At 44.5% G+C, this 19,537-nt stretch carries 17 protein-coding genes; 2 read left to right on the forward strand and 15 right to left on the reverse strand.

The genetic code is table 11. The features are described 5' to 3' along the window. Positions 1-140: 140 nt before the first annotated feature. Positions 141-404 carry a 30S ribosomal protein S20 gene (gene rpsT / locus RIL182_RS14210; protein WP_022112069.1) on the forward strand — a complete coding sequence of 88 codons (264 nt, stop codon included), beginning with the start codon at positions 141-143 and terminating at the stop codon, positions 402-404. A gap of 216 nt (positions 405-620) precedes the next feature. Here rpsT and holA read toward each other — a convergent pair whose 3' ends face one another. The 12 genes from holA to argC form a co-directional block, all read right to left on the reverse strand. Continuing rightward, a complete protein-coding gene (gene holA, locus RIL182_RS14220; protein ID WP_022112070.1) occupies positions 621-1,607 on the reverse strand; it encodes a DNA polymerase III subunit delta in 987 nt (328 codons plus the stop codon). 142 nt (positions 1,608-1,749) lie between these two features. Further along, complete coding sequence (locus RIL182_RS14225) at positions 1,750-4,215, reverse strand: DNA internalization-related competence protein ComEC/Rec2 (protein WP_242655613.1); 2,466 nt, start codon at positions 4,213-4,215, stop codon at positions 1,750-1,752. A gap of 1 nt (position 4,216) precedes the next feature. Further along, positions 4,217-5,164 (reverse strand): GerMN domain-containing protein, encoded by a 948-nt coding sequence (locus tag RIL182_RS14230; RefSeq protein WP_242655614.1) that lies wholly within the window; start codon positions 5,162-5,164, stop codon positions 4,217-4,219. Between the two features lie 34 nt (positions 5,165-5,198). Continuing rightward, entirely contained in the window at positions 5,199-6,641 is a 1,443-nt protein-coding gene (locus tag RIL182_RS14235; protein ID WP_015520268.1) for a sensor histidine kinase, read from the reverse strand. 12 nt (positions 6,642-6,653) lie between these two features. After that, positions 6,654-7,346 (reverse strand): response regulator transcription factor, encoded by a 693-nt coding sequence (locus tag RIL182_RS14240; RefSeq protein WP_006858401.1) that lies wholly within the window; start codon positions 7,344-7,346, stop codon positions 6,654-6,656. 1 nt (position 7,347) lies between these two features. Further along, entirely contained in the window at positions 7,348-7,989 is a 642-nt protein-coding gene (locus tag RIL182_RS14245) for a helix-hairpin-helix domain-containing protein (RefSeq protein ID WP_015560308.1), read from the reverse strand. Between the two features lie 119 nt (positions 7,990-8,108). Next, on the reverse strand, positions 8,109-9,314 hold the full coding sequence (locus RIL182_RS14250; RefSeq protein ID WP_006858420.1) for a type 2 periplasmic-binding domain-containing protein: 1,206 nt from the start codon (positions 9,312-9,314) through the stop codon (positions 8,109-8,111). A gap of 68 nt (positions 9,315-9,382) precedes the next feature. Continuing rightward, positions 9,383-10,576: an aspartate aminotransferase family protein gene (locus RIL182_RS14255; protein WP_006858403.1), complete on the reverse strand. Its 1,194-nt coding sequence runs from the start codon at positions 10,574-10,576 to the stop codon at positions 9,383-9,385. Next, positions 10,569-11,468 carry an acetylglutamate kinase gene (argB, locus tag RIL182_RS14260; RefSeq protein ID WP_006858404.1) on the reverse strand — a complete coding sequence of 300 codons (900 nt, stop codon included), beginning with the start codon at positions 11,466-11,468 and terminating at the stop codon, positions 10,569-10,571. Before argB ends, RIL182_RS14255 begins: the two co-directional genes overlap by 8 nt. 125 nt (positions 11,469-11,593) lie before the next feature. Further along, complete coding sequence (gene argJ / locus RIL182_RS14265) at positions 11,594-12,817, reverse strand: bifunctional glutamate N-acetyltransferase/amino-acid acetyltransferase ArgJ (protein ID WP_044999421.1); 1,224 nt, start codon at positions 12,815-12,817, stop codon at positions 11,594-11,596. 123 nt (positions 12,818-12,940) lie between these two features. Then, positions 12,941-13,402: a GNAT family N-acetyltransferase gene (locus RIL182_RS14270; protein WP_006858405.1), complete on the reverse strand. Its 462-nt coding sequence runs from the start codon at positions 13,400-13,402 to the stop codon at positions 12,941-12,943. Between the two features lie 152 nt (positions 13,403-13,554). After that, entirely contained in the window at positions 13,555-14,610 is a 1,056-nt protein-coding gene (gene argC / locus RIL182_RS14275) for an N-acetyl-gamma-glutamyl-phosphate reductase (RefSeq protein ID WP_044999422.1), read from the reverse strand. 389 nt (positions 14,611-14,999) lie between these two features. Here argC and RIL182_RS14280 point away from each other — a divergent pair, with 389 nt between their 5' ends. Then, entirely contained in the window at positions 15,000-16,232 is a 1,233-nt protein-coding gene (locus RIL182_RS14280; protein ID WP_006858406.1) for an argininosuccinate synthase, read from the forward strand. Positions 16,233-16,390: 158 nt separating this feature from the next. On the opposite strand, the gene RIL182_RS14285 is transcribed toward RIL182_RS14280, so the two are convergent. From RIL182_RS14285 to RIL182_RS14295, 3 genes are all read right to left on the reverse strand, one after another. Next, positions 16,391-17,524, reverse strand: a complete 1,134-nt coding sequence (locus RIL182_RS14285; RefSeq protein ID WP_242655615.1) for an amidohydrolase — start codon at positions 17,522-17,524, stop codon at positions 16,391-16,393. A gap of 148 nt (positions 17,525-17,672) precedes the next feature. Then, a complete protein-coding gene (locus tag RIL182_RS14290) occupies positions 17,673-18,548 on the reverse strand; it encodes an ABC transporter permease (RefSeq protein WP_015520261.1) in 876 nt (291 codons plus the stop codon). Positions 18,549-18,563: 15 nt separating this feature from the next. Next, positions 18,564-19,511, reverse strand: coding sequence for an ABC transporter permease (locus tag RIL182_RS14295; protein WP_015520260.1), 948 nt, complete (start codon positions 19,509-19,511; stop codon positions 18,564-18,566). Between the last annotated feature and the right edge of the window lie 26 nt (positions 19,512-19,537).

Raw genomic sequence — 19,537 nt, forward strand, 5'->3', positions numbered from 1 at the left:
CTCATTATTTTACTGTTTTACACTTGACAACCACAAAAACCTGCCCTATAATATACCAGTATGTTTACATTGAACTGTCCGTGTCCGGCTTTAATGTAACAATCATGAACAATAACGATTACAAATTGGAGGTGTACGGATTGGCTAACATTAAATCTGCAAAAAAAAGAATTTTAGTAACAGAGACAAGAGCTGCTAGAAACAAAGCGATCAGAAGCGAAGTGAAAACTTCTATTAAAAAAGTTGAGGCTGCAGTAGCTGCAAACGATAAAGAGGCTGCAAAAGCTGCTTTAACAGTTGCTATCTCAACTATCGAGAGCGCTTCTTCTAAAGGAATTTACCACAAGAACAATTCTGCCAGAAAAGTTTCCCGTTTAACAAAACTTGTTAACGGTTTAGCTTAATTTTTGAAACATAGATAAAAACATATATGCGGCCTTAACCCAGCCGCATAATAAAAACACCAGTACCGTCATACTGGTGTTTTTTTGATTCATAGGAATTTACGTCCTATGAATCAAAAAGCCCTCCGGGCGGGATCGCACTGCGTCGGAGATGAATTATGTCGCAAAGCGACCCGCCGCAGGCGGGGAATCCTGTGAAACAGAATTCTTTTTATGTTATTTTTCTGACCGGCTGTACTTCATAATAAAAAGCTCTACCGCCATCTGATCATTCATGCGTCCTGTTTTTACGGACTCCTCTAAGTCAGCTCCATCATAAAGCGCCCTCTTTAACTGCGCCATTGTAAATCCTTTTGCCTGTGAAATATTCCGTTTTACCGCAAACGGCGGGATTCCCGCATTTTTGGCAATCGACTGATTGTCCATTCCACGCCCTGCCATATCACGCACATTTAAAAGGATCTGAAACTGTCTGGTAATCAGAAACATAATGCGCATCGGAGGTTCTTTTAATGTCAGAAGATCATAATACAGATCCAGTGCCTTCCGCTGGTTATGCTCGGCGATTGCATTGACCATCTCAAATATCTTATTGGTCGTCTGTTCCGTCGTGACTGCCATCACATCTTCCGCTGTGATCACATCCCGGTCTAAGGCATAACAGATCAGCTTTTCTAACTCCCTGTCAATATTTCCCATATCCGTTCCTGTCCTGCTTAAAAAAAGCTGCATCACGGATCCGGTGATGTTTTTTCCTTCTTTTTTTAATCTGGTCAAGATCCAGCGCGTCAAAAGTTCCTCGCTCTGTGCTGAAAACTCTACGATCTTCCCATTATTCTTGACCGTTTTATACATCTTCGAACGCTTGTCCACTTCCTCTTCCACAAAAATAAAATGTGTCGCCGGTGCCACCTGCGTGAGATATTCAGCAAGATCCTCACAGGAACTTTTAAAAAATCCGCTGTCCTCGATCAATATCACTCTCCGGTCTGCAAAAAAAGGCAGTGTTTCGGCAAGATCAATCACTTCTTTCGGATTGATATTCTTTCCCTCAAACGTCGTAAAATTCATGTTGTCATCCGGCGCTGCCATTGCATTTTTCAATTTGTCTTTATACTGCTTTTTTAAATATGCTTCCGTTCCATACAGCAGGTAGATCTGTTTGAAATTTCCGCTTCTGATATCATCATCGATCGTTTTCATTTTATCTGATTCCTTTTTATCACTTATCCAGATACAAAGCACTGATATTGCATTACACTTCGCTGCATTTTCGCTACATCGAATTACGCAGCGCTGCACTACGCAGCTTTGTACTAAGCTGCATACCACAGTATAGCATACATTACCTGACAAATACAAACCGCTTGTCCGGAAGTAAAAATTTTTGTACTGCCAGCTTATTTTTCTTTAACCGGGTCACTGTGATCTGTCCACCCTCCATCGTGTAAAACAGTGCACTCCCCGTATCCCGGATATTTTCAACCGCCGCTCTGCCCGGATGTCCGTATCGATTCTTTTCTGCGCAGGAAATGACCGAAATCCGTGGCGAAACCGCATCCAGAAAACTTTTTGTGTTTGAATATTTTGAACCATGGTGCGCCGCCTTGTAAAAATCTATGTCATTGATTCCACCCCATTTTAGGATCTGTTTTTCCTGCTCCTCCCCGATATCTCCGGTAAATAATGCTGAAAAACCTTTTTCCTCATACAATAATACCAGTGATTCCCCATTCTTATCAGTACTTATTTCACTTCTCTGTTCATCTCCCACATGGTACTCCGGCGAAATAGCTGTTATCTTTGCGCTTCCAGAAAAAAGTGTATCTTTCCGGCTCATCATACAGATTTCTGTTCCATGTTCTTTTGCCAGTGAGACCAGTTTCTCATAGCTCTCATCCCGCATCATCCCCCGGAAGAGCACCAGATTCCTGATCCGGTATCCCTCATCGAAAATCTCCAACAGACCTGAGATATGATCCAGATCCGTATGGGAAACAAACCAGTAATCGATCTCATTCACACCGTTTGACTTTAAATACGGCAGGATACGGTACTTTCCCACACTCTGCACATTTGTACTGCCACCATCTATAAAAATATCATAGCCGCTGTCTGTATGCAGATAAATCCCGTCTCCCTGTCCGACATCAAGCACAGTAAGTTTCATCCCTTGTGAAACTGGTGTAAACAAAAAAACAAGCAGTCCCAACCCACAGGCAAACAAACTCCACTCCATTCCACGGTAACTCTTTCTTCTCTTTTGCCTTCCGTTTTCTTCTGTCATCTGCTGCATTTCTTTCTGGCGCTTTGTCACATGAGAAAGCAAAAAAAGTCCCACGGCAAGCAGCAGATAGTATACGGTAATTTTTACTGCGGATGGTTTTCCGGTAATCAGCAACGCATGAGGCAGACCCGATGCGATCGTACAAATTTTTTCATAACCGCTTAAAATCACATGGCACGGCAGCAATACGATATGCACGAGTACTGCCTGCGGCATCACCGCACACCCCAGCAGACCCCCGGCAATTCCGGACGCCAGTACAATTCCAACAAACGGCAGCACAAGCAGATTCAGCAGCATCGCATATACCGGGATTTCATAAAAATACCATGCCGTAACCGGCAGTATCACAAGCTGAAGCACGAATCCTGTACCAATTTTTTGCAGCACCGCATACCCCTGGTATGCGCTCTGCACAATTTTTCCAGCCCATACCACACCAAGCACCGCAATAAAAGAAAGCTGAAATCCCGCATCATATAATGCAAACGGCTGCTTCCATAAAATGAGCAGTGCGGTAAAACCCATTGCATTTAGGGAATCATAACTTCGCCCCACCGCCTGCCCAAGCAGAAGAATGCAAAACATACTGACCGCACGGAACGACGAATATCCCATTCCGGTCATCATGCCATATAAGATCATAAACACTGCCGCAAAAATTCCCGATCCCCAGAAACCAAAGTTCCCTTTTCGCAGCAATCGGTACAATGTCATGCCGATCACTGCGATATGTAATCCCGATATCGCCAGAATATGTGAGATCCCGGCAGTGCGGTAAAGCTGTTTTACCTCCGCATCCAGAAGATTTTTTTCTCCGAGCAGCATCGTACTTAAAACTCCACCCTCCCGCACGCCAAGTGCCTGTTCATACAACCCTGCCAGATGATATTTCCATTGATACATTTTCTCCGCAATAAGATTCGCTTTTCCGTATGCAGACACTCCATCCACATCACTTACGGCAAATGCGGTCCCACGCGCCTTATAATAAGCCGCCTGATCAAAGTTTCCCTCATTGCGTGCCCGGTTAAATAATTTTATTTTTCCATGTAAAACAAGCGTTTGTCCGATAGAACAGGTGTCGGACTCACCATAGATGATGATGCTTGCAGATATGCGCTGCCATTCACTGATTTTAGAATCCTGTCTGATCTGACAGGATGATAGATTGTATAAATACTGTTCGTTTTTTTGCTCTTTGCCGGTGAGTTTCCCCTTTAAAAGGATCTCTTCCCCATCTTCCAAATACGGCAGATATTGATTTTGTTCCGCCTGCACAACCCCGCAGTGATGCCAGCCCAAAAATAATGCTGCGACAGAACATACCGCCATACACCACCGCCGTTTCCGAACCGGATATCTGTCACTCTCCGGCATCCCTCTGTCATGTCCTGTCACGATTGCAGGCCAGAGCAGAATTCCAGAAAATAAAAGCCAAAGCGTCCATGGCTTTCCATACACGGCAATGGAAATACCGCAGATAAACCCTGCTGCCATTTCAAGAAATGGTCTTTTCCCCAATTTATTCCTCCTCTGTTACTCCTGTCTCTTCCAATGAAACGACGTAATCAAGATTTCTGTCATACATGTCGCTCAATTTAAAATTATCACGGTAAGTGCCACTGGTATCCCCATTGACCGAGATCTGTACTTTACTGATCGTAGACAATTCTGTCAGGGAATCCACGATTGAATAGATGACAACCGCCTCATTCACCTGATAATCCTGATTTTTAAAGTTTTCATCCAGACTCACATAGCAGACACCGTCCACCACGGATACATTGATCAGTTTCGTTCCCGCCGGAATCGCAGATTTTGCCCCCTCTGTCTGCGGTCCCTCCAAAAGCTGTTCCATGATCAATTTTTCCATCGACACGTTGCTGCTGTAATAGACATCGCTTCTTGTCTCCTCCACCAGTCCGTCACCGGTTTCATTTGCAAAATAAAGTTTTAATGTCGTACATTGGATTGAATTGATCTGTTCTCCCGGATTCTCAATAAAACTGTCCTGATTCATGCTTCCGACAATATTGCCCCTGATATCCGTAAGCGGTGCATCTGCCACATAAAATGATACACAGTCCACCCCTGGAATCTGTGTCATGGTAAGAACCACCGCAGCACGGCACAATACTTCTTCAACCTCCGTCATACTGCTGTAATCCGCATCAAAATGGATCGAGAGCATCACGCCGTCAAGCGAATAATCGGTAACCTCCACCCCGTTTGGTATCGGTTTGCGGTACTCAACATTGTCAGAATCTGAGCTTAACTTTGCTAAAAATTCTTTGATCATCCCATCCGTATCCGAAGCCTCCGGCTCATAGGGAACATCTACGATCTTTGTTTTGTCCTTATTCAGATATTCGATATTATATTCGCTGCTCACTTCATCATTTCCGCATCCAGCCAGCAAAAAGACTGCCAGGATACATCCTGACAACAGCACAATGATTTTTTTATCCATAATCTGACCTTTCATTTTCAATAGATCCAATCTGTTATGAAATATAATTGAGCGGAATACGAACATTAAAGATCGTTCCCTCTCCCTCTGTACTGAACACCTTGATCGCACCACGGTGCATCAGTACTGCATTCCGCGTGATGGCAAGACCAAGTCCGGTTCCACCGATCTCCCTGGAGTGTGACTTGTCCACACGGTAAAAACGTTCATAAATATGTCCTAACGAATCTTCCGGTATTCCGATTCCGGAATCTTCTACTTTCAGGTAAAAATATTGATGATCCGCATTCAGCGAAACATGTACCCAGCCGTCTTCCTTGTTGTATTTGATCGCATTTTCAATCAAATTGGTAAACGCCAGAGTAATCTTTACCTCGTCAACATCTGCGCTGACCGGGCGGAAACTTTCAAGCACAAGCTCCACTTTCTGCTTGTCCGCGATCGGACGCAGACGTTTTAAGATCTGCTCTAACAGTTCATTGATATTGATATTTGTGATATTCAGATCTCCCGCTGCCTTGTCCATCTTGACTAATGAAAGCAGGTCATTGATGATCTTCGTCTCACGGTCCACCTCATTGCCAATATCTCCCATAAACTCTTTGTAGAGTTCGATCGGGGCATCCTCCATGCTGTTGATGGAATCCGCCAGCACCTTCATGGAAGTAAGTGGTGTTTTTAATTCATGTGACACATTCGACACAAACTCCTGTCTGGAATCATCTAGCACCTTCATTCTTCCAAGCATTTTATTAAATTTCTCACTGATCAGCTTCGTCTCTGTATAATCATTGACAGAAAGCGCATCCTCGCCATAACCCGTCTGGATCTCATCAATTGATTTTGACATCTTATGAAACGGTCTTACCATCTGTCCTGCAATGATGACGCTTGCGAAAATAACTGTAAAAATGCAGATCAGTTCAATGATCCTCGTGTTCGTTGCAAGATAATCCAGGTTCAGGCTGATACTGTCCGTTGACACGCTCACCATCATGACACCTATCACCTGTCTGCTTTCATTTTCCTGATCCGTGCGCACAAGTGGTATTGTCATCTCAATATAACGATATTTTGAATCATATTTCGTAATCTCCTCCCCGTAAAAGCTTTTGATGACTTCCTCTGAGATGATCGTCTTTTTTTCATCAAGCTTATAAGTATCTTTCACTACCTGAAAGGTGTCACTGATGATCATGACACGCCCGTCATAGATAGTGGAAAGCTGCTCGAGCTGTGCGTTAATGGTAGGAGAACCGGAATTTTCCAGATAATCATTTGACACGATCTGATTCGCTAAAATCTTTGCCTGGCTTAAGATTTCGCTGGTTCGAAGTGAAACAGCCCTGTTTTCATAAGAATTGAGCATCCCGATCCGCAAAAGAACACATGGGATCACGCCTATAAGAATAAGTAAAAGAACCAGCCTGAATCTCAGGCTGTTCATAAAATCTGTAAATTTTTTTAATTTTGTCATGGCTGCACCTTACTAATTCTGAGAATAATAATACCCAACGCCCCATTTGGTATGCACATACTTCGGCTCGCTCGGATTGCTCTCGATCTTTTCTCTCAGACGCCGCACATGAACATCTACCGTACGCACATCTCCCGGATATTCGTATCCCCACACAAGATTCAAAAGATTCTCCCTGCCGTAGACTTTGTTCGGGTTGTTGACAAGAAGCTCTAACAGATCAAACTCTTTCGCGGTAAGATTCACTTCTTTCCCTAAAATAAAGAGTCTTCTGCTCTCACAGTCTAATTTCAGATCACCTGCTTCTATGACTTTGCTGTCCTCTTTTTTCGGCTGGCTCGCCGCAGTACGCCGCATGATCGCTTTAATTCTTGCCTTTACCTCAAGGATATTAAACGGTTTTGTGATGTAATCATCTGCACCGTACTCTAACCCTAAGATCTTATCCATGTCATCTCCCTTTGCGGTGAGCATGACGATCGGCATATTCGAAAACTCCCTGATATGCTGGCATACCTCAAATCCATCCATCTTCGGAAGCATGATATCAAGAAGCACCATGTCATAGGCATTTTCCGTTGCCATCTTTAATGCTTCCTCCCCGTCATATGCGCAGTCCACTTCCATTCCGTCCTGCTCAAGACTGAACCGGATTCCCTTTACAATTAACTTTTCATCATCTACAACAAGAACCTTTTTTGCCATTTTACTTCACCTTTATATGATCTTTTATTCGATTATAAACGCCCTCTTTGATCCCCTCTACCTGCTTGATCTCCTCCACAGAAGAAAAAGAACCATTTTTCTCACGGTAACGGATAATACTGTCCGCCTTGGTCTGACCGATTCCGGAAAGCGTCATAAGCTCCGCTGCAGTTGCCAGATTAAGATCTATTCTGCCATCTGAATCTTGGGCTGTTTCGCCATCCACTCCCGTCTCCGTTCGTTCCCCTGCTTCTTCTAAACCATCCTTAGCAGCTTCCTCCTGCGTCAGAATGCGTACCATCTCTCCGTCCACGATCTCCCGCGCCTGATTGACAGACTCCTCTGCCGCATCCTCCGTCAGACCGCCGGCTGCCTCAATTACCTCATAGAGTCTCGCATTTTGCGTGACCTCATAAACTCCCGGTGTATTTACCGCCCCGCAGATATATACAAAACATTTTTCAGTCTGTATGCCGTTCTCCTCCGATATCTGCGTGTCATCCGTCTCAGGTACTGCCTCACTCCGCTGCGTTTCTGCCACGGATGTCTCCGATTGAAAATAGACGTTTTCTTTCTCTCCACATGCAGCTGCCAACAGGCAAATGCATGAAAAACATAGTACTTTTATAAATTTTTTCGTCATAAGCGTCTCCTTCTTCATTATTCCAGAAGGAGTCCTCAATGCCCACTCTCTATATTTTAACGAAATTTTTCATTTATTACAAGAGTGTATAAAATTTATTTCATTTATTTTTACAAAATTTAAAAATATTCGGCAATTTTTTCCTTTAACCCTACCCAGAAATCTTTTGCATCCTGGGAATCCGGCAGTAAAACGGCATCCTCGTATGCCTGATAAGCGGTTTTTTCCGCATCATCTGCAGTCTGTGATAAAAATACCGAATAATGACCACTCATATCATGCAGTCTGTCTGTAAGCCGCACTGTTACAAAATCTGCAAAATCCGCTGCCTGATCCGTATTTTTTGAAAAATCATTGACAACAAACATATCCGTAGATGCACATCCGATAGAAGGAAGTTCCTCATTCAGTGCCGGGATCTCCATCACAGAATAAGATATATCGTCTAATTTTTGCAGGGAATCTGTGTTTACAAACGCACAGAGTGTTTTTCCGGATTTAAAATGTTCTAAAATGCTGTCCATGGAGACTGAATTGATGTCTAAGGAAAATGATCCTAAAATGGTTTCAAAGTATTCAAGATCTTTCTGATACAGATCTTCATCATAGGCCACATTCATCGTTTCCGGCGCCGTTTTCTCAAACGTTACACTGTTTCCAACGAACGGGAAATCGTAAAATGCATCATTTACATCCCACTCTAACAGGTATTCCACATTTTCTCCCGGTTCATTCTCATTAGAATAATCAATGATCGCCTGCAGTGACTCCGGCTGGTTTTCAAAATATCCGTTCTGATAAACAAACACATTTGCATCGTAACTGAGCGGATATCCAATCATTTTATCCTCATAGGTGGAAGCTTTCACTGACTTTTGGGATGCCCCTTCATAAGATCCTCCATCCTCATTTTCCATGGCAAGACCATATAAATATGCCTCCTCAAGCTCATCGCCATTTAACAGATAAACATCCGGAAAATCCTCTCCCTGCATGGTATTGTCGTAAATCATCCCGATATAATCCAGAGTATCCTGACATTTGAAAGCTGCCTTCACACCCGTCTGTTCAAAATACTGTCTGGCTGCATATTCAAAAAAATCTTCATAAGATGGATCTTCATACCACACGGTCAGGTCTGTATCTGCCAGATCGTATGCATCTGTTTTCACATCCGGCTGTTTTCCTTCTGTGCCCGGTTCTTCTGCCTGCAACGGAAATGTCGTCTCTTTTACAGGCTGTTTTGAAACGACACCAGCCATAATGGCTGCTCCTGCGCAAACCACTATGGCTGCAATTACACTTCTCTTTTGTATGTTCTTCATAATCCCATTTTCCTATCCCTCGTTTTACGACAACAGACTGCACACATCCGCGTGCAGTCTATGATTCCTTACATCTGATCCAATGCTTTTTTCAGTTTTCCGATCATCTCATCCACATGTTGTTTCTCGATGATGAGCGGTGGTACAAAACGGAGTACGTCTGAACCTGCCGTGATCACAATCAGTCCTTCCTCCAGTGCCTTTGCAGCGATCTGTCCGACCGGCTTTTCGGATACCACACCCTGCATCAGTCCAAGTCCCCTGCGTGCTGTCAGAAAATCGTAGGAAGCTACCAGTTCATCTAATTTTTCTTCCAGATATGGTGTGATTTCTTTCACATGGTCTGTGATGTGGTCGCGCTCCATCATCTCAAGCACCTTATCAACTGCAGCACCGACAAATGGGTTTCCGCCGTAAGTCGTTCCATGATCGCCCGGTTTTAAAGATTTTTCTGCCACCTTTTCGGTCATCAGGAATGCTCCGACCGGAACACCGCAGCCAAGCGCTTTTGCACTTGTCATGATATCCGGTTTCACACCGTAATGCTGCCATGCAAACATCTCACCGGTCCGTCCCATACCGCACTGGATCTCATCTAAGATCAGAAGAATATCATGCTCATCGCAGAGTTTCCGGACACCTTCCATAAATTCTTTTGTTGCCGGATAAATACCGCCCTCGCCCTGTACTGTCTCAAACAGGATCGCGCATGTCTTGTCCGTGATCCGTTTTTTCACGCTGTCAAGGTCATTGTAGTCTGCAAATTTCACACCCGGCATTAACGGTTCAAACGGTTCCTGATAATGTTTATTTCCGGTGACGGAGAGTGCTCCGATACTTCTTCCATGGAAAGAATGATTCATTGCAATGATCTCATGTCCTGCATGTCCGTCTCTCGTGTAAGCGTATTTTTTTGCTGCCTTGATTGCACCTTCGATTGCCTCTGTACCACTGTTGGTAAAGAACACACGATCCATCCCGCTCGCTTTTTTCACACGCTCTGCTGCATGGATGATTGGCACATTATAATACAGGTTTGATGTATGCATAATCTTATCGATCTGTGCTTTTAAGGCATCCCCATACTCTTTGTTGCCGTATCCAAATGCCTGCACTGCGATGCCTGCCGCAAAATCCAGATATTCTTTTCCGTCTGTATCATACAGATAAACACCCTCACCGTGGTCTAATACCAGTGAAAAACGATTGTATGTGTGGAGGATATTTTCCTCCGCCTCATTGATATATCCTTCTTTATTCATGATAAAACTTCGTCTCCTTATCTCCTAAAATGGCAGTTCCAATTCCGCGGTTCGTAAAGATTTCAAGAAGCAGGCAGTGTGCGATACGTCCGTCTAAGATATGTACTCTTGAAACACCGTTCTCGATCGCATCGATACAGTTGTTTAACTTCGGAAGCATGCCGCCGCCGATAAATCCGTCCCCGATCAGTTCTCTCGCCTCTGATACACGAAGCTCGGAGATCAGTGTATCTTTGTCTTTCGGATCTTTGTAAACGCCCTCGATATCGGTTAAAAATGCAAGTTTTTCAGCTTTTACCGCTTTTGCGATCGCACATGCCGCATCATCGGCATTGATATTATAGCTGTTGTATTCTGCATCCATTCCTACCGGGCAGATGATCGGGAGAAAATCTTTTTCCAGCAGATCATATAAAATCTGCGGATTTACCTCTGTGATCTCACCGACAAAACCGATATCCTCACCATTTGAGTATTTCTTTTCTACTTTTAACAGTCCACCGTCTTTTCCGCTGATGCCGACTGCATTGACGCCAAGCTCCTGTACCAGTGTCACCAGTGATTTATTGACCTTATTTAACACCATCTCGGCGATCTCCATGGTTGCCTCGTCCGTTTTGCGGAGTCCATTGATAAATACAGGCTCCATGCCGACTTTGCCAACCCATTTACTGATTTCTTTGCCACCGCCATGCACGATGATCGGCTTGAATCCAACCAGTTTTAACAGGGTGACATCCTGGATGACGTGTTTTTTTAATTCTTCATCTACCATGGCGCTTCCACCATATTTTACCACAATGATCTTACGGTTGAAACGCTGTATGTATGGAAGTGCTTCGATGAGCACTTCGGCTTTCTGCAAAAGTTCCTTCATATTGTTATCTTCCATTAGTTTGGTTCTCCTCTATAAAATCTTGATATTGCCGTACGAAACTCTGATTCAGGTTGTGTTTGCTGTGGCCGCAGCAGCGCCAGTTTTTTGAAGAGTTTCGCGTTGGCCTCATATCTGCCTGCCTATGAGCGGTAATCGGCGTTAATTTTTACATAGTCGTAGGTTAAGTCGCAGCCCCAGGCGGTAGCCTGTGCAGCACCCATTTTGATGTCGGCGATGGCGGTGACTGCGGGTTCGGATAAGATTTTGGTTGCTTCTTCTTCGCTGTAGTCGACGGCGACTCCGTCTTTGATGATCTGCATTTTTCCTGCAGCACTCTCGAAGAATAAGTCTACTTTTTCCGGATCAAACTGTGCGCCGGAGTAGCCCATGGCACAGAGGATTCTGCCCCAGTTTGCATCGTGTCCGTAGATGGCTGCTTTGGTGAGGCTTGATGTGATGACGGATTTGCTTAAGATCTTTGCCTGCTCTTTTGTCTCGGCACCGATTACTTTTACCTCAAACAACGCAGTTGCTCCCTCTCCATCTCCTGCCATCTGTTTTGCGAGTGTCTCATTGACAAATCGGAGCGCCTTTGTAAAGGTCTCATAATCCGCATTTTTCTCAGTAATTTTTGTGTTCTCTGCCATTCCGTTTGCCAACAGGAGACAGGTATCATTTGTGGAGGTATCGCCGTCCACGGAGATCATGTTATAGGTATCTTCCACGTCCGCTTTTAATGCCTCTAACAGCAGCTCCTGTGAAATTGCAGCATCGGTTGTCACAAAACTTAACATGGTACACATATTCGGATGGATCATGCCGGAACCTTTGCACATGCCGCCGATTGTGACGGTTTTGCCGGAAAGCTCAATCTCAACAGCTACTTCTTTTTCATGTGTATCGGTCGTCATAATCGCAAGTGCTGCATTATGTCCGCTCTCGATATCGCCATTTAATTGTGGGACCATCGTTTCAACTCCCGCACAGATGCGGTCGATCGGAAGCTGCATACCGATGACTCCGGTCGATGCCACAAGCACCTCATCGGTTGGGATCTGAAGCAGTTTGTTTACTTTTTCTGCAGTTGCTTTGCAGTAACCCATCCCCTCTTCTCCGGTACATGCATTTGCAATACCTGCATTGACAATGACTGCCTGTGCCTTTTTACTGTCATATACTACATGCTGATCCCATTTGACCGGGGCAGCTTTTACAATGTTTGTGGTAAATGTTCCTGCCACTGCACATGGTACTTCACTGTAGATCATTGCCATATCTGTTCTGTCTTTATATTTGATTCCTGCTGCTGTACTTGCTGCCTTAAATCCTTTTGCTGCGGTCACGCCGCCTTTGATCTGTTTCATTGTAACCTCCATTCCTGCACTGCTTTCTAATGTAAACAAAATTTTCATTTGCATCTCAAGTTTGTGCGTAACTCAAATCCTTCATGTAAAAATTGTATTTTTCGCACTGTCTGTTCCTGTGTTTTACGGATTAAATACGGTCTGGTTTTCTTCGTTTGTGACATATTCATAATAATTGACATCCTCGCGGAACGTCCATCCCATTCCCTGCCAGAAGTGGTTTCCGATGTCATTTTTCTTAAATGCAATCAGATTGACCTTGTTGACATGTTCACGCTTTAAAGCCGCAAGGCACGCTTCCACCATCTTCTGTCCGATGCCCTGCTTTCTGTAATCCTCATGAACGCAGACATGATATAAACATCCGCGTCTGCCGTCATGACCGCACAGGATTGCACCGATGATTCTGTCGTTTTCACACGCCACCATACTCGTGGTCGGATTTCGTCTGATAAAGCGTTCCACACCTTCTTTCGAATCATCAATACTCCGGATTCCAAACCCGTGAATCCCCATCCACAGTGCATGTACCTCCTCAAAATCCTCCATTGTCATCTCACGGATGTTTACTTTTTTCTCTTCCATGTCTTTGATTCCTTTTCCAGCATAACTGTTTCGTCCAGTTACTTTTTACCTCTTATTAAAAATATAATTCAGTGTATTACTATGTAATCTTTATTACTATGTAATCTTTATTACTATGTAATCTTTAATTACTATGCATCTATCTATGATGCTTACGGGAACATCGGAACCATATTTAAGCCCTCTGTCTCATCAAAACCGAATAACAGGTTCATGTTCTGTACCGCCTGTCCTGCTGCACCTTTTACCAGATTGTCAAGTGCGCCCATCATCACGATACGTCCGGTTCTCTCGTCAATCTTAAAATTAACATCTACATAATTACTGCCCTCTACCCATTTTGTCTCCGGGCAGACATCTTTTTCCAGCACACGGACAAATTTTTCTTTGCCATAATATTTATCATAGACTGCCTTTACTTCCTCATAAGAAGGAAGGCTGCCATCTGCTTTTTTTACCAGTGCTGCATACTCGGTTGCGAGGATACCGCGATTCATCGGAACAAGGTGCGGGGTAAAATTAACAACGATCTCTTTGCCTGCCGCATAACCGAGCTGCTCCTCAATCTCTGGCGTATGACGGTGATTTGTCACTCCGTACGCTTTCATATTTTCATTGACCTCACAGAACAGGTTCGGCAGCTTTGCACCCCGCCCTGCACCGGAAGTTCCTGATTTTGCATCAATGATCAGCGTATTCGGGTCGATCAGCCCCTCTTTTACCAGCGGATAAGCGGTCAGAATGGAACAGGTCGTATAGCAGCCCGGATTGGCGATAAGTCTTGCTCCTTTTACTTTATCACGATTGATCTCGCAGAGACCATAGACAGCTTCCTCTATAAACTGCGGACTCTTGTGCTCGATCTTGTACCATTTCTCATAGACGGAAACATCTTTGATTCTGAAATCAGCGCTTAAATCTATGATTTTTACCTTATTTAATATATCCTCTGTCAGTACACCTGCCAAAAATCCCTGCGGGGTTGCTGTAAAGATCACGTCCACCTGGCTTGCAAGCTCATCCATATTATCATCTAAGCATACGTCATCCACGATCTCAAACATATTCTGGTAAACTTCTGCATATTTTTTATCTATGTAGCTGCGGGATCCATACCATTTAATCTCCACTTCTTTATGTCCCATTAAAATACGGACCAGTTCATTTCCTGCATATCCGGTTGCACCGATGATTCCTGCTTTTATCATTTTTCTCATCCTTTCCGCTCATGCTTATCTCACATGATTTCTGCACTTTTCAGCCCATTATTGTATACAGGCATACCTGCATAAGCATCTTTCTTCCTATATTAATACACCTCATCGCAGTCGTAAAGTATCTTTTTTCGTGCGCTGTTCGATATTGCATAATTATACATTCATTTTGTTTTTTATGCAATACTATTTTTTGTCTTTTTCCTATAATATGTATTATACTTAACTATTTTCTCCATTTTGTATAATCTTTATGTATTTTTATGAATAATGAATGTATAATTTTTCACTTGCGTTTCTACATTTTTTGTTGTATATTGTCTTTAGTTAATGATCCGGCATACAAATGGGTCAAATATACATAACAGAAAGGGCTGTATCACATGAAGGAAAAAGTTATTTTAGCGTACTCCGGCGGACTTGATACCACCGCCATTATTCCATGGTTAAAGGAAAATTATGATTATGAAGTTATCTGCTGCTGTATCGACTGCGGTCAGGAAGAAGAGTTAGACGGTCTTGAAGAAAGAGCTATCTCCTGTGGAGCTTCCAAATTATACATCGTAGATATCATCGATGAATTCTGTGACGATTACATCATGCCATGTGTTCAGGCAAATGCCATTTATGAAAACAAATACTTACTCGGAACCTCTATGGCACGTCCTCTGATCGCTAAGAAATTAGTTGAAATTGCAAGAAAAGAAGGCGCTACTGCAATCTGCCACGGTGCTACCGGTAAAGGAAACGACCAGATCCGTTTCGAGCTCGGCATCAAAGCACTTGCCCCTGACTTAAAGATCATCGCTGCATGGAGAGATTCAAAATGGACCATGGATTCCCGTGAGTCAGAAATCGAATACTGCAAAGCACATGGTATTCATCTTCCATTCTCCGCTGACACAAGCTACAGCCGTGACCGTAACATCTGGCACATCAGCCATGAAGGCCTTGAGTTAGAGGATCCTGCATGTGAGCCAAACTATGATCACCTGTTAGTTCTCGGTGTTTCCCCGGAAAAAGCTCCGGAAGAAGGCGAATATGTAACCATGACATTTGAGAAAGGTGTTCCGACTTCCGTAAACGGAAAAGAAATGAAAGTTTCCGATATCATCCGTGAGTTAAACCGTCTTGGCGGTAAACATGGTGTTGGCATCATCGATATCGTAGAGAACCGTGTTGTTGGTATGAAATCCCGCGGTGTATATGAGACTCCTGGCGGAACGATCTTAATGGAAGCTCACCAGCAGTTAGAGGAGCTCGTTTTAGACCGTGCAACCATGGAAGTGAAGAAAGATATGGGTAACAAACTTGCCCAGATCGTTTACGAAGGAAAATGGTTCACACCTTTATGTGATGCAGTCAGAGCTTTCGTTACCTCCACGCAGGAATATGTAACCGGTGAAGTTAAATTCAAATTATACAAAGGCAACATCATCAAAGCCGGAACAACTTCTAAATACTCTCTGTACAGTGAGTCACTCGCAAGCTTTACAACCGGTGATCTTTACGATCATCACGATGCTTCCGGATTCATCACACTGTTCGGACTTCCATTAAAAGTTCGCGCTATGAAGATGCAGGAGATCGGTGAGAAAAATAAATATGAGGACTAATCACAGGATGTGATTATGGTTCTATTAATTCATAGCGGACAATTTCCTATGAAGTAAAAAAACAGGAGCTTATGCCCCTGTTTTTTTACTTTATACTGCCTTGTTCTACCATCCATGAAAGGACCTGATTGTGACTGTGCCTCTGACATCTATGATTCTCACTGTCTCAGTGCTTCTACCAACAATTTTTCAAGATACTCTGCTGCCGGTGTAAGTGCCGCCTCATCCGCATAAAACTTTGGATGATGGTTCGGATAACCGACTCCCGTTCCCACGTTGATAAAACAGCCCGGAATCTTTTCGAGATAAAAAGCAAAATCCTCTCCACCTGTCGAATTACGCTGTGGAACAACCTCAAAGCCACTCTCTTCTGCCACTTTTTGTGCAAACGCACTCCACGCTTTCTCATTGACGGTTGCAGGCGGCCCCGGATACCACAACAATTCCGCATTTGCGCCATATGCCGCTGCTGTGTGTTCCGCAATCTCACGCATGCGTCTTTCTATAAAGATACGATCGTCTTTTTCCATGGAACGCACGGTACCCTCCAGTTCCACCTTATCCGGGATCACATTCCAGGTATTGCCGCCATTAATCCTCGTCACACTGACAACACCTGTATGGAACGGATTTAAGTTTCTGCCGACAATACTCTGGAACGCCTGTATCACAGATGCAGCTACCAGGATCGTGTCCACGCCCTCATTCGGGTGTCCTCCATGGCAGCCTGTTCCCGTGATATTTAACTCAAACCGGTCTACTGCAGCCATGACACTGCCCGCGCGGATTCCCAGCGTTCCAACCGGAAGATATGCCGCCGTATGCAGTCCAAAGATTGCTGTTACATCCGAGAGCACACCGGTTTCAAGAACTGTCTCCGCACCATGGGAAGATTCCTCTGCCGGCTGGAACAGAATTTTTACAGTTCCCTGTAACTCCTCTTTCCTCTCCTGTAACAGCAATGCTGCTCCAAACACCGCCGCCGTATGAAAATCATGTCCGCAGGCATGCATTTTCCCCGGAGTTTTTGATTTATAGGGAAGATCGGTTTCCTCCTCGATCGGCAGTGCATCAATGTCACAGCGCAGTCCATAAGTTTTTCCCGGTTTTGCGCCGCGCACGATGGCGGTCACACCGGTCTTTAGCGGTATCTGCAAAATCTCAATGCCTGCCGCCGCAAGTTCCCGTTTGATCCGCTCTGTCGTCTCATATTCCTCATAAGACAGCTCCGGATGCATATGAAGTTCCTCAAAAAAACCGGTAAGTTTCTGTTCTAATGCCTTTCGTTCCATACTCTTCTCCATTTCTACACATTCTCACGTTCTGCCCGCAACGCCGTCTATTATAACAAACGATCGCCTGCATGCTCCGCAAACGTTCTATCTGTTATCCCTCTCATCATTTCTGTGGTTTAAATTTTTATTCGCTTTCATCCGCCGCCTACCTGCGTCCACCGGATGGATCAAATGCATCACGCAATGCATCGCCGACAAAGTTGATGGAAACTACCAGCACAACGATCATAATTCCCGGTGGAAGCCACAGCCACGGCTGTGAAGTCAATACCGTGATAGACTGCGCCCCGTTTAACATATTTCCAAGGCTTGCCATCGGCGGCTGTACACCCATGCCAAGGAAACTTAAAGCCGCCTCATCCAGCATGGAGATCGCCATAACAGATGTTGCATATACGAGGATCGGTGCAACTGTGTTTGGTAAAATTTCTGAAAATAAGATATGACGAAGCGGCATCCCTGCCACCACATTTCCCTTGACAAAATTTGTTTCACGCAGACTTAAAACATTTCCACGCACCAGTCTCGCCACACCCGGCCAGTCTACAAATCCAAGGATCAGGATAATGCTCCACAAACCCGGTTTAAAGATTGCAGCCGCAACGAGCACAAGAAGGATATAAGGAAATGACATCACCATATCCGTAAAACGCATCAGGATCATATCCGCCACACCGCCAAAATATCCCGCGATCAGACCGAGTACCACTCCGATTACCGTGGAGATCACTGTTGCAAGGATTCCTACAAGCAGAGAAATTCTGGTTGCGTATAAAAGTCTGCTGAACACATCCCTGCCGATCTGATCCGTTCCAAGGATAAATTCCTTACACGGTGCACCGCTGAAAGTTCCGACGATCGCATCCGGATCATAAGGCGCAACAACCGGCGCAAACAGAGCAGCCAGACCGACAACCACCAGTATCACAAGGCTGATCTTTGCAAGATGATGTGCACGGAAACGCCGCATCACAGTCTGCATGTATGTTTCATTTGCATTAACTTTTTTCTTTTTTCTCATATAAGTTCAACCTCTTTACTGAAGTTTTATCGTCGGATCTACCACCGCATATAAAATATCCGTCAGAAGATTGCCGAGCAGTACCACGATCGCCGAGAGCAGACAGACGCCCATGATGACCGGATAATCACGGTTTGTGATCGCACTCATTGTCATAAGTCCAAGACCCGGCCAGGAAAAGACCTGCTCCACGATGATCGATCCGCCAAACAGTACCGGTATCTCCATTCCAATGACTGTCACGATCGGAACTAAAGCGTTGCGCAGCGCATGTTTATTGATGACCAGGAAATGACCGATTCCCTTTGCCCGCGCTGTGCGCAGATAATCCTGCTGTAAAATTTCAAGCACCGCGCTGCGGATATATCGGATATTGGTTCCTGCCATGGAAACTGCAAGCACAATGACCGGCATAACCATGTGTACCGCCACGTCCGCCGCTCCCCCGGATGTTCCAAGTGTCGTCATTCCTCCGGAAGGCAGCCAGCCCAATTTTACCGTAAACAGATAAATAAGGAGCATGGCAAGGAAAAATCCCGGAATACTGCTGCCAAGGAACGATAATGTTACCACCGTATAATCGCCTTTCGAATACTGATGGATTGCGCTGTAGATCCCTGCCGGAACCGCAAGCAGGATGCTGACAAGCAGTGACACTCCCATCAGAAGCAGGGTCGGTCCAAGATGACTCGTGATCATAGCAGCAACCGGCTGGTAATTTTTAATGGAATATCCCATATTTCCATGCAGAAGCTGCCCCAGCCATACAAAATACTGTACATAAAATGGTTTGTCGAGCCCTAATGCTATCGCTTTTGCCTGTACAGCAGCCTCCGAGACGCGTGGTCCCTGCAGCATTTCAAGCGGACTCCCCGCCATGCACATAATCGCATAATCGATCACGGTAATGCCGAGCAAAACCGGAATTGCGATCAGGATACGTTTGATAATATATTTCGTCATAATATTCCTCATTCCTGGATGAAAAA

The sequence above is a fragment of the Roseburia intestinalis L1-82 genome (assembly GCF_900537995.1).
In the GTDB taxonomy this organism is placed as follows: domain Bacteria; phylum Bacillota; class Clostridia; order Lachnospirales; family Lachnospiraceae; genus Roseburia; species Roseburia intestinalis.

Excerpts from the sequence above, each read along its gene's own strand:
- holA (WP_022112070.1), bottom strand. The coding sequence starts at position 1,607 with ATGAAAACGATCGATGATGATATCAGAAGCGGAAATTTCAAACAGATC.
- RIL182_RS14230 (WP_242655614.1), bottom strand. The coding sequence starts at position 5,164 with ATGGATAAAAAAATCATTGTGCTGTTGTCAGGATGTATCCTGGCAGTC.
- RIL182_RS14235 (WP_015520268.1), bottom strand. The coding sequence starts at position 6,641 with ATGACAAAATTAAAAAAATTTACAGATTTTATGAACAGCCTGAGATTC.
- RIL182_RS14240 (WP_006858401.1), bottom strand. The coding sequence starts at position 7,346 with ATGGCAAAAAAGGTTCTTGTTGTAGATGATGAAAAGTTAATTGTAAAG.
- RIL182_RS14245 (WP_015560308.1), bottom strand. The coding sequence starts at position 7,989 with ATGACGAAAAAATTTATAAAAGTACTATGTTTTTCATGCATTTGCCTG.
- RIL182_RS14250 (WP_006858420.1), bottom strand. The coding sequence starts at position 9,314 with ATGAAGAACATACAAAAGAGAAGTGTAATTGCAGCCATAGTGGTTTGC.
- RIL182_RS14255 (WP_006858403.1), bottom strand. The coding sequence starts at position 10,576 with ATGAATAAAGAAGGATATATCAATGAGGCGGAGGAAAATATCCTCCAC.
- argB (WP_006858404.1), bottom strand. The coding sequence starts at position 11,468 with ATGGAAGATAACAATATGAAGGAACTTTTGCAGAAAGCCGAAGTGCTC.
- argJ (WP_044999421.1), bottom strand. The coding sequence starts at position 12,817 with ATGAAACAGATCAAAGGCGGCGTGACCGCAGCAAAAGGATTTAAGGCA.
- RIL182_RS14270 (WP_006858405.1), bottom strand. The coding sequence starts at position 13,402 with ATGGAAGAGAAAAAAGTAAACATCCGTGAGATGACAATGGAGGATTTT.
- argC (WP_044999422.1), bottom strand. The coding sequence starts at position 14,610 with ATGATAAAAGCAGGAATCATCGGTGCAACCGGATATGCAGGAAATGAA.
- RIL182_RS14280 (WP_006858406.1), top strand. The coding sequence starts at position 15,000 with ATGAAGGAAAAAGTTATTTTAGCGTACTCCGGCGGACTTGATACCACC.
- RIL182_RS14285 (WP_242655615.1), bottom strand. The coding sequence starts at position 17,524 with ATGGAACGAAAGGCATTAGAACAGAAACTTACCGGTTTTTTTGAGGAA.
- RIL182_RS14290 (WP_015520261.1), bottom strand. The coding sequence starts at position 18,548 with ATGAGAAAAAAGAAAAAAGTTAATGCAAATGAAACATACATGCAGACT.
- RIL182_RS14295 (WP_015520260.1), bottom strand. The coding sequence starts at position 19,511 with ATGACGAAATATATTATCAAACGTATCCTGATCGCAATTCCGGTTTTG.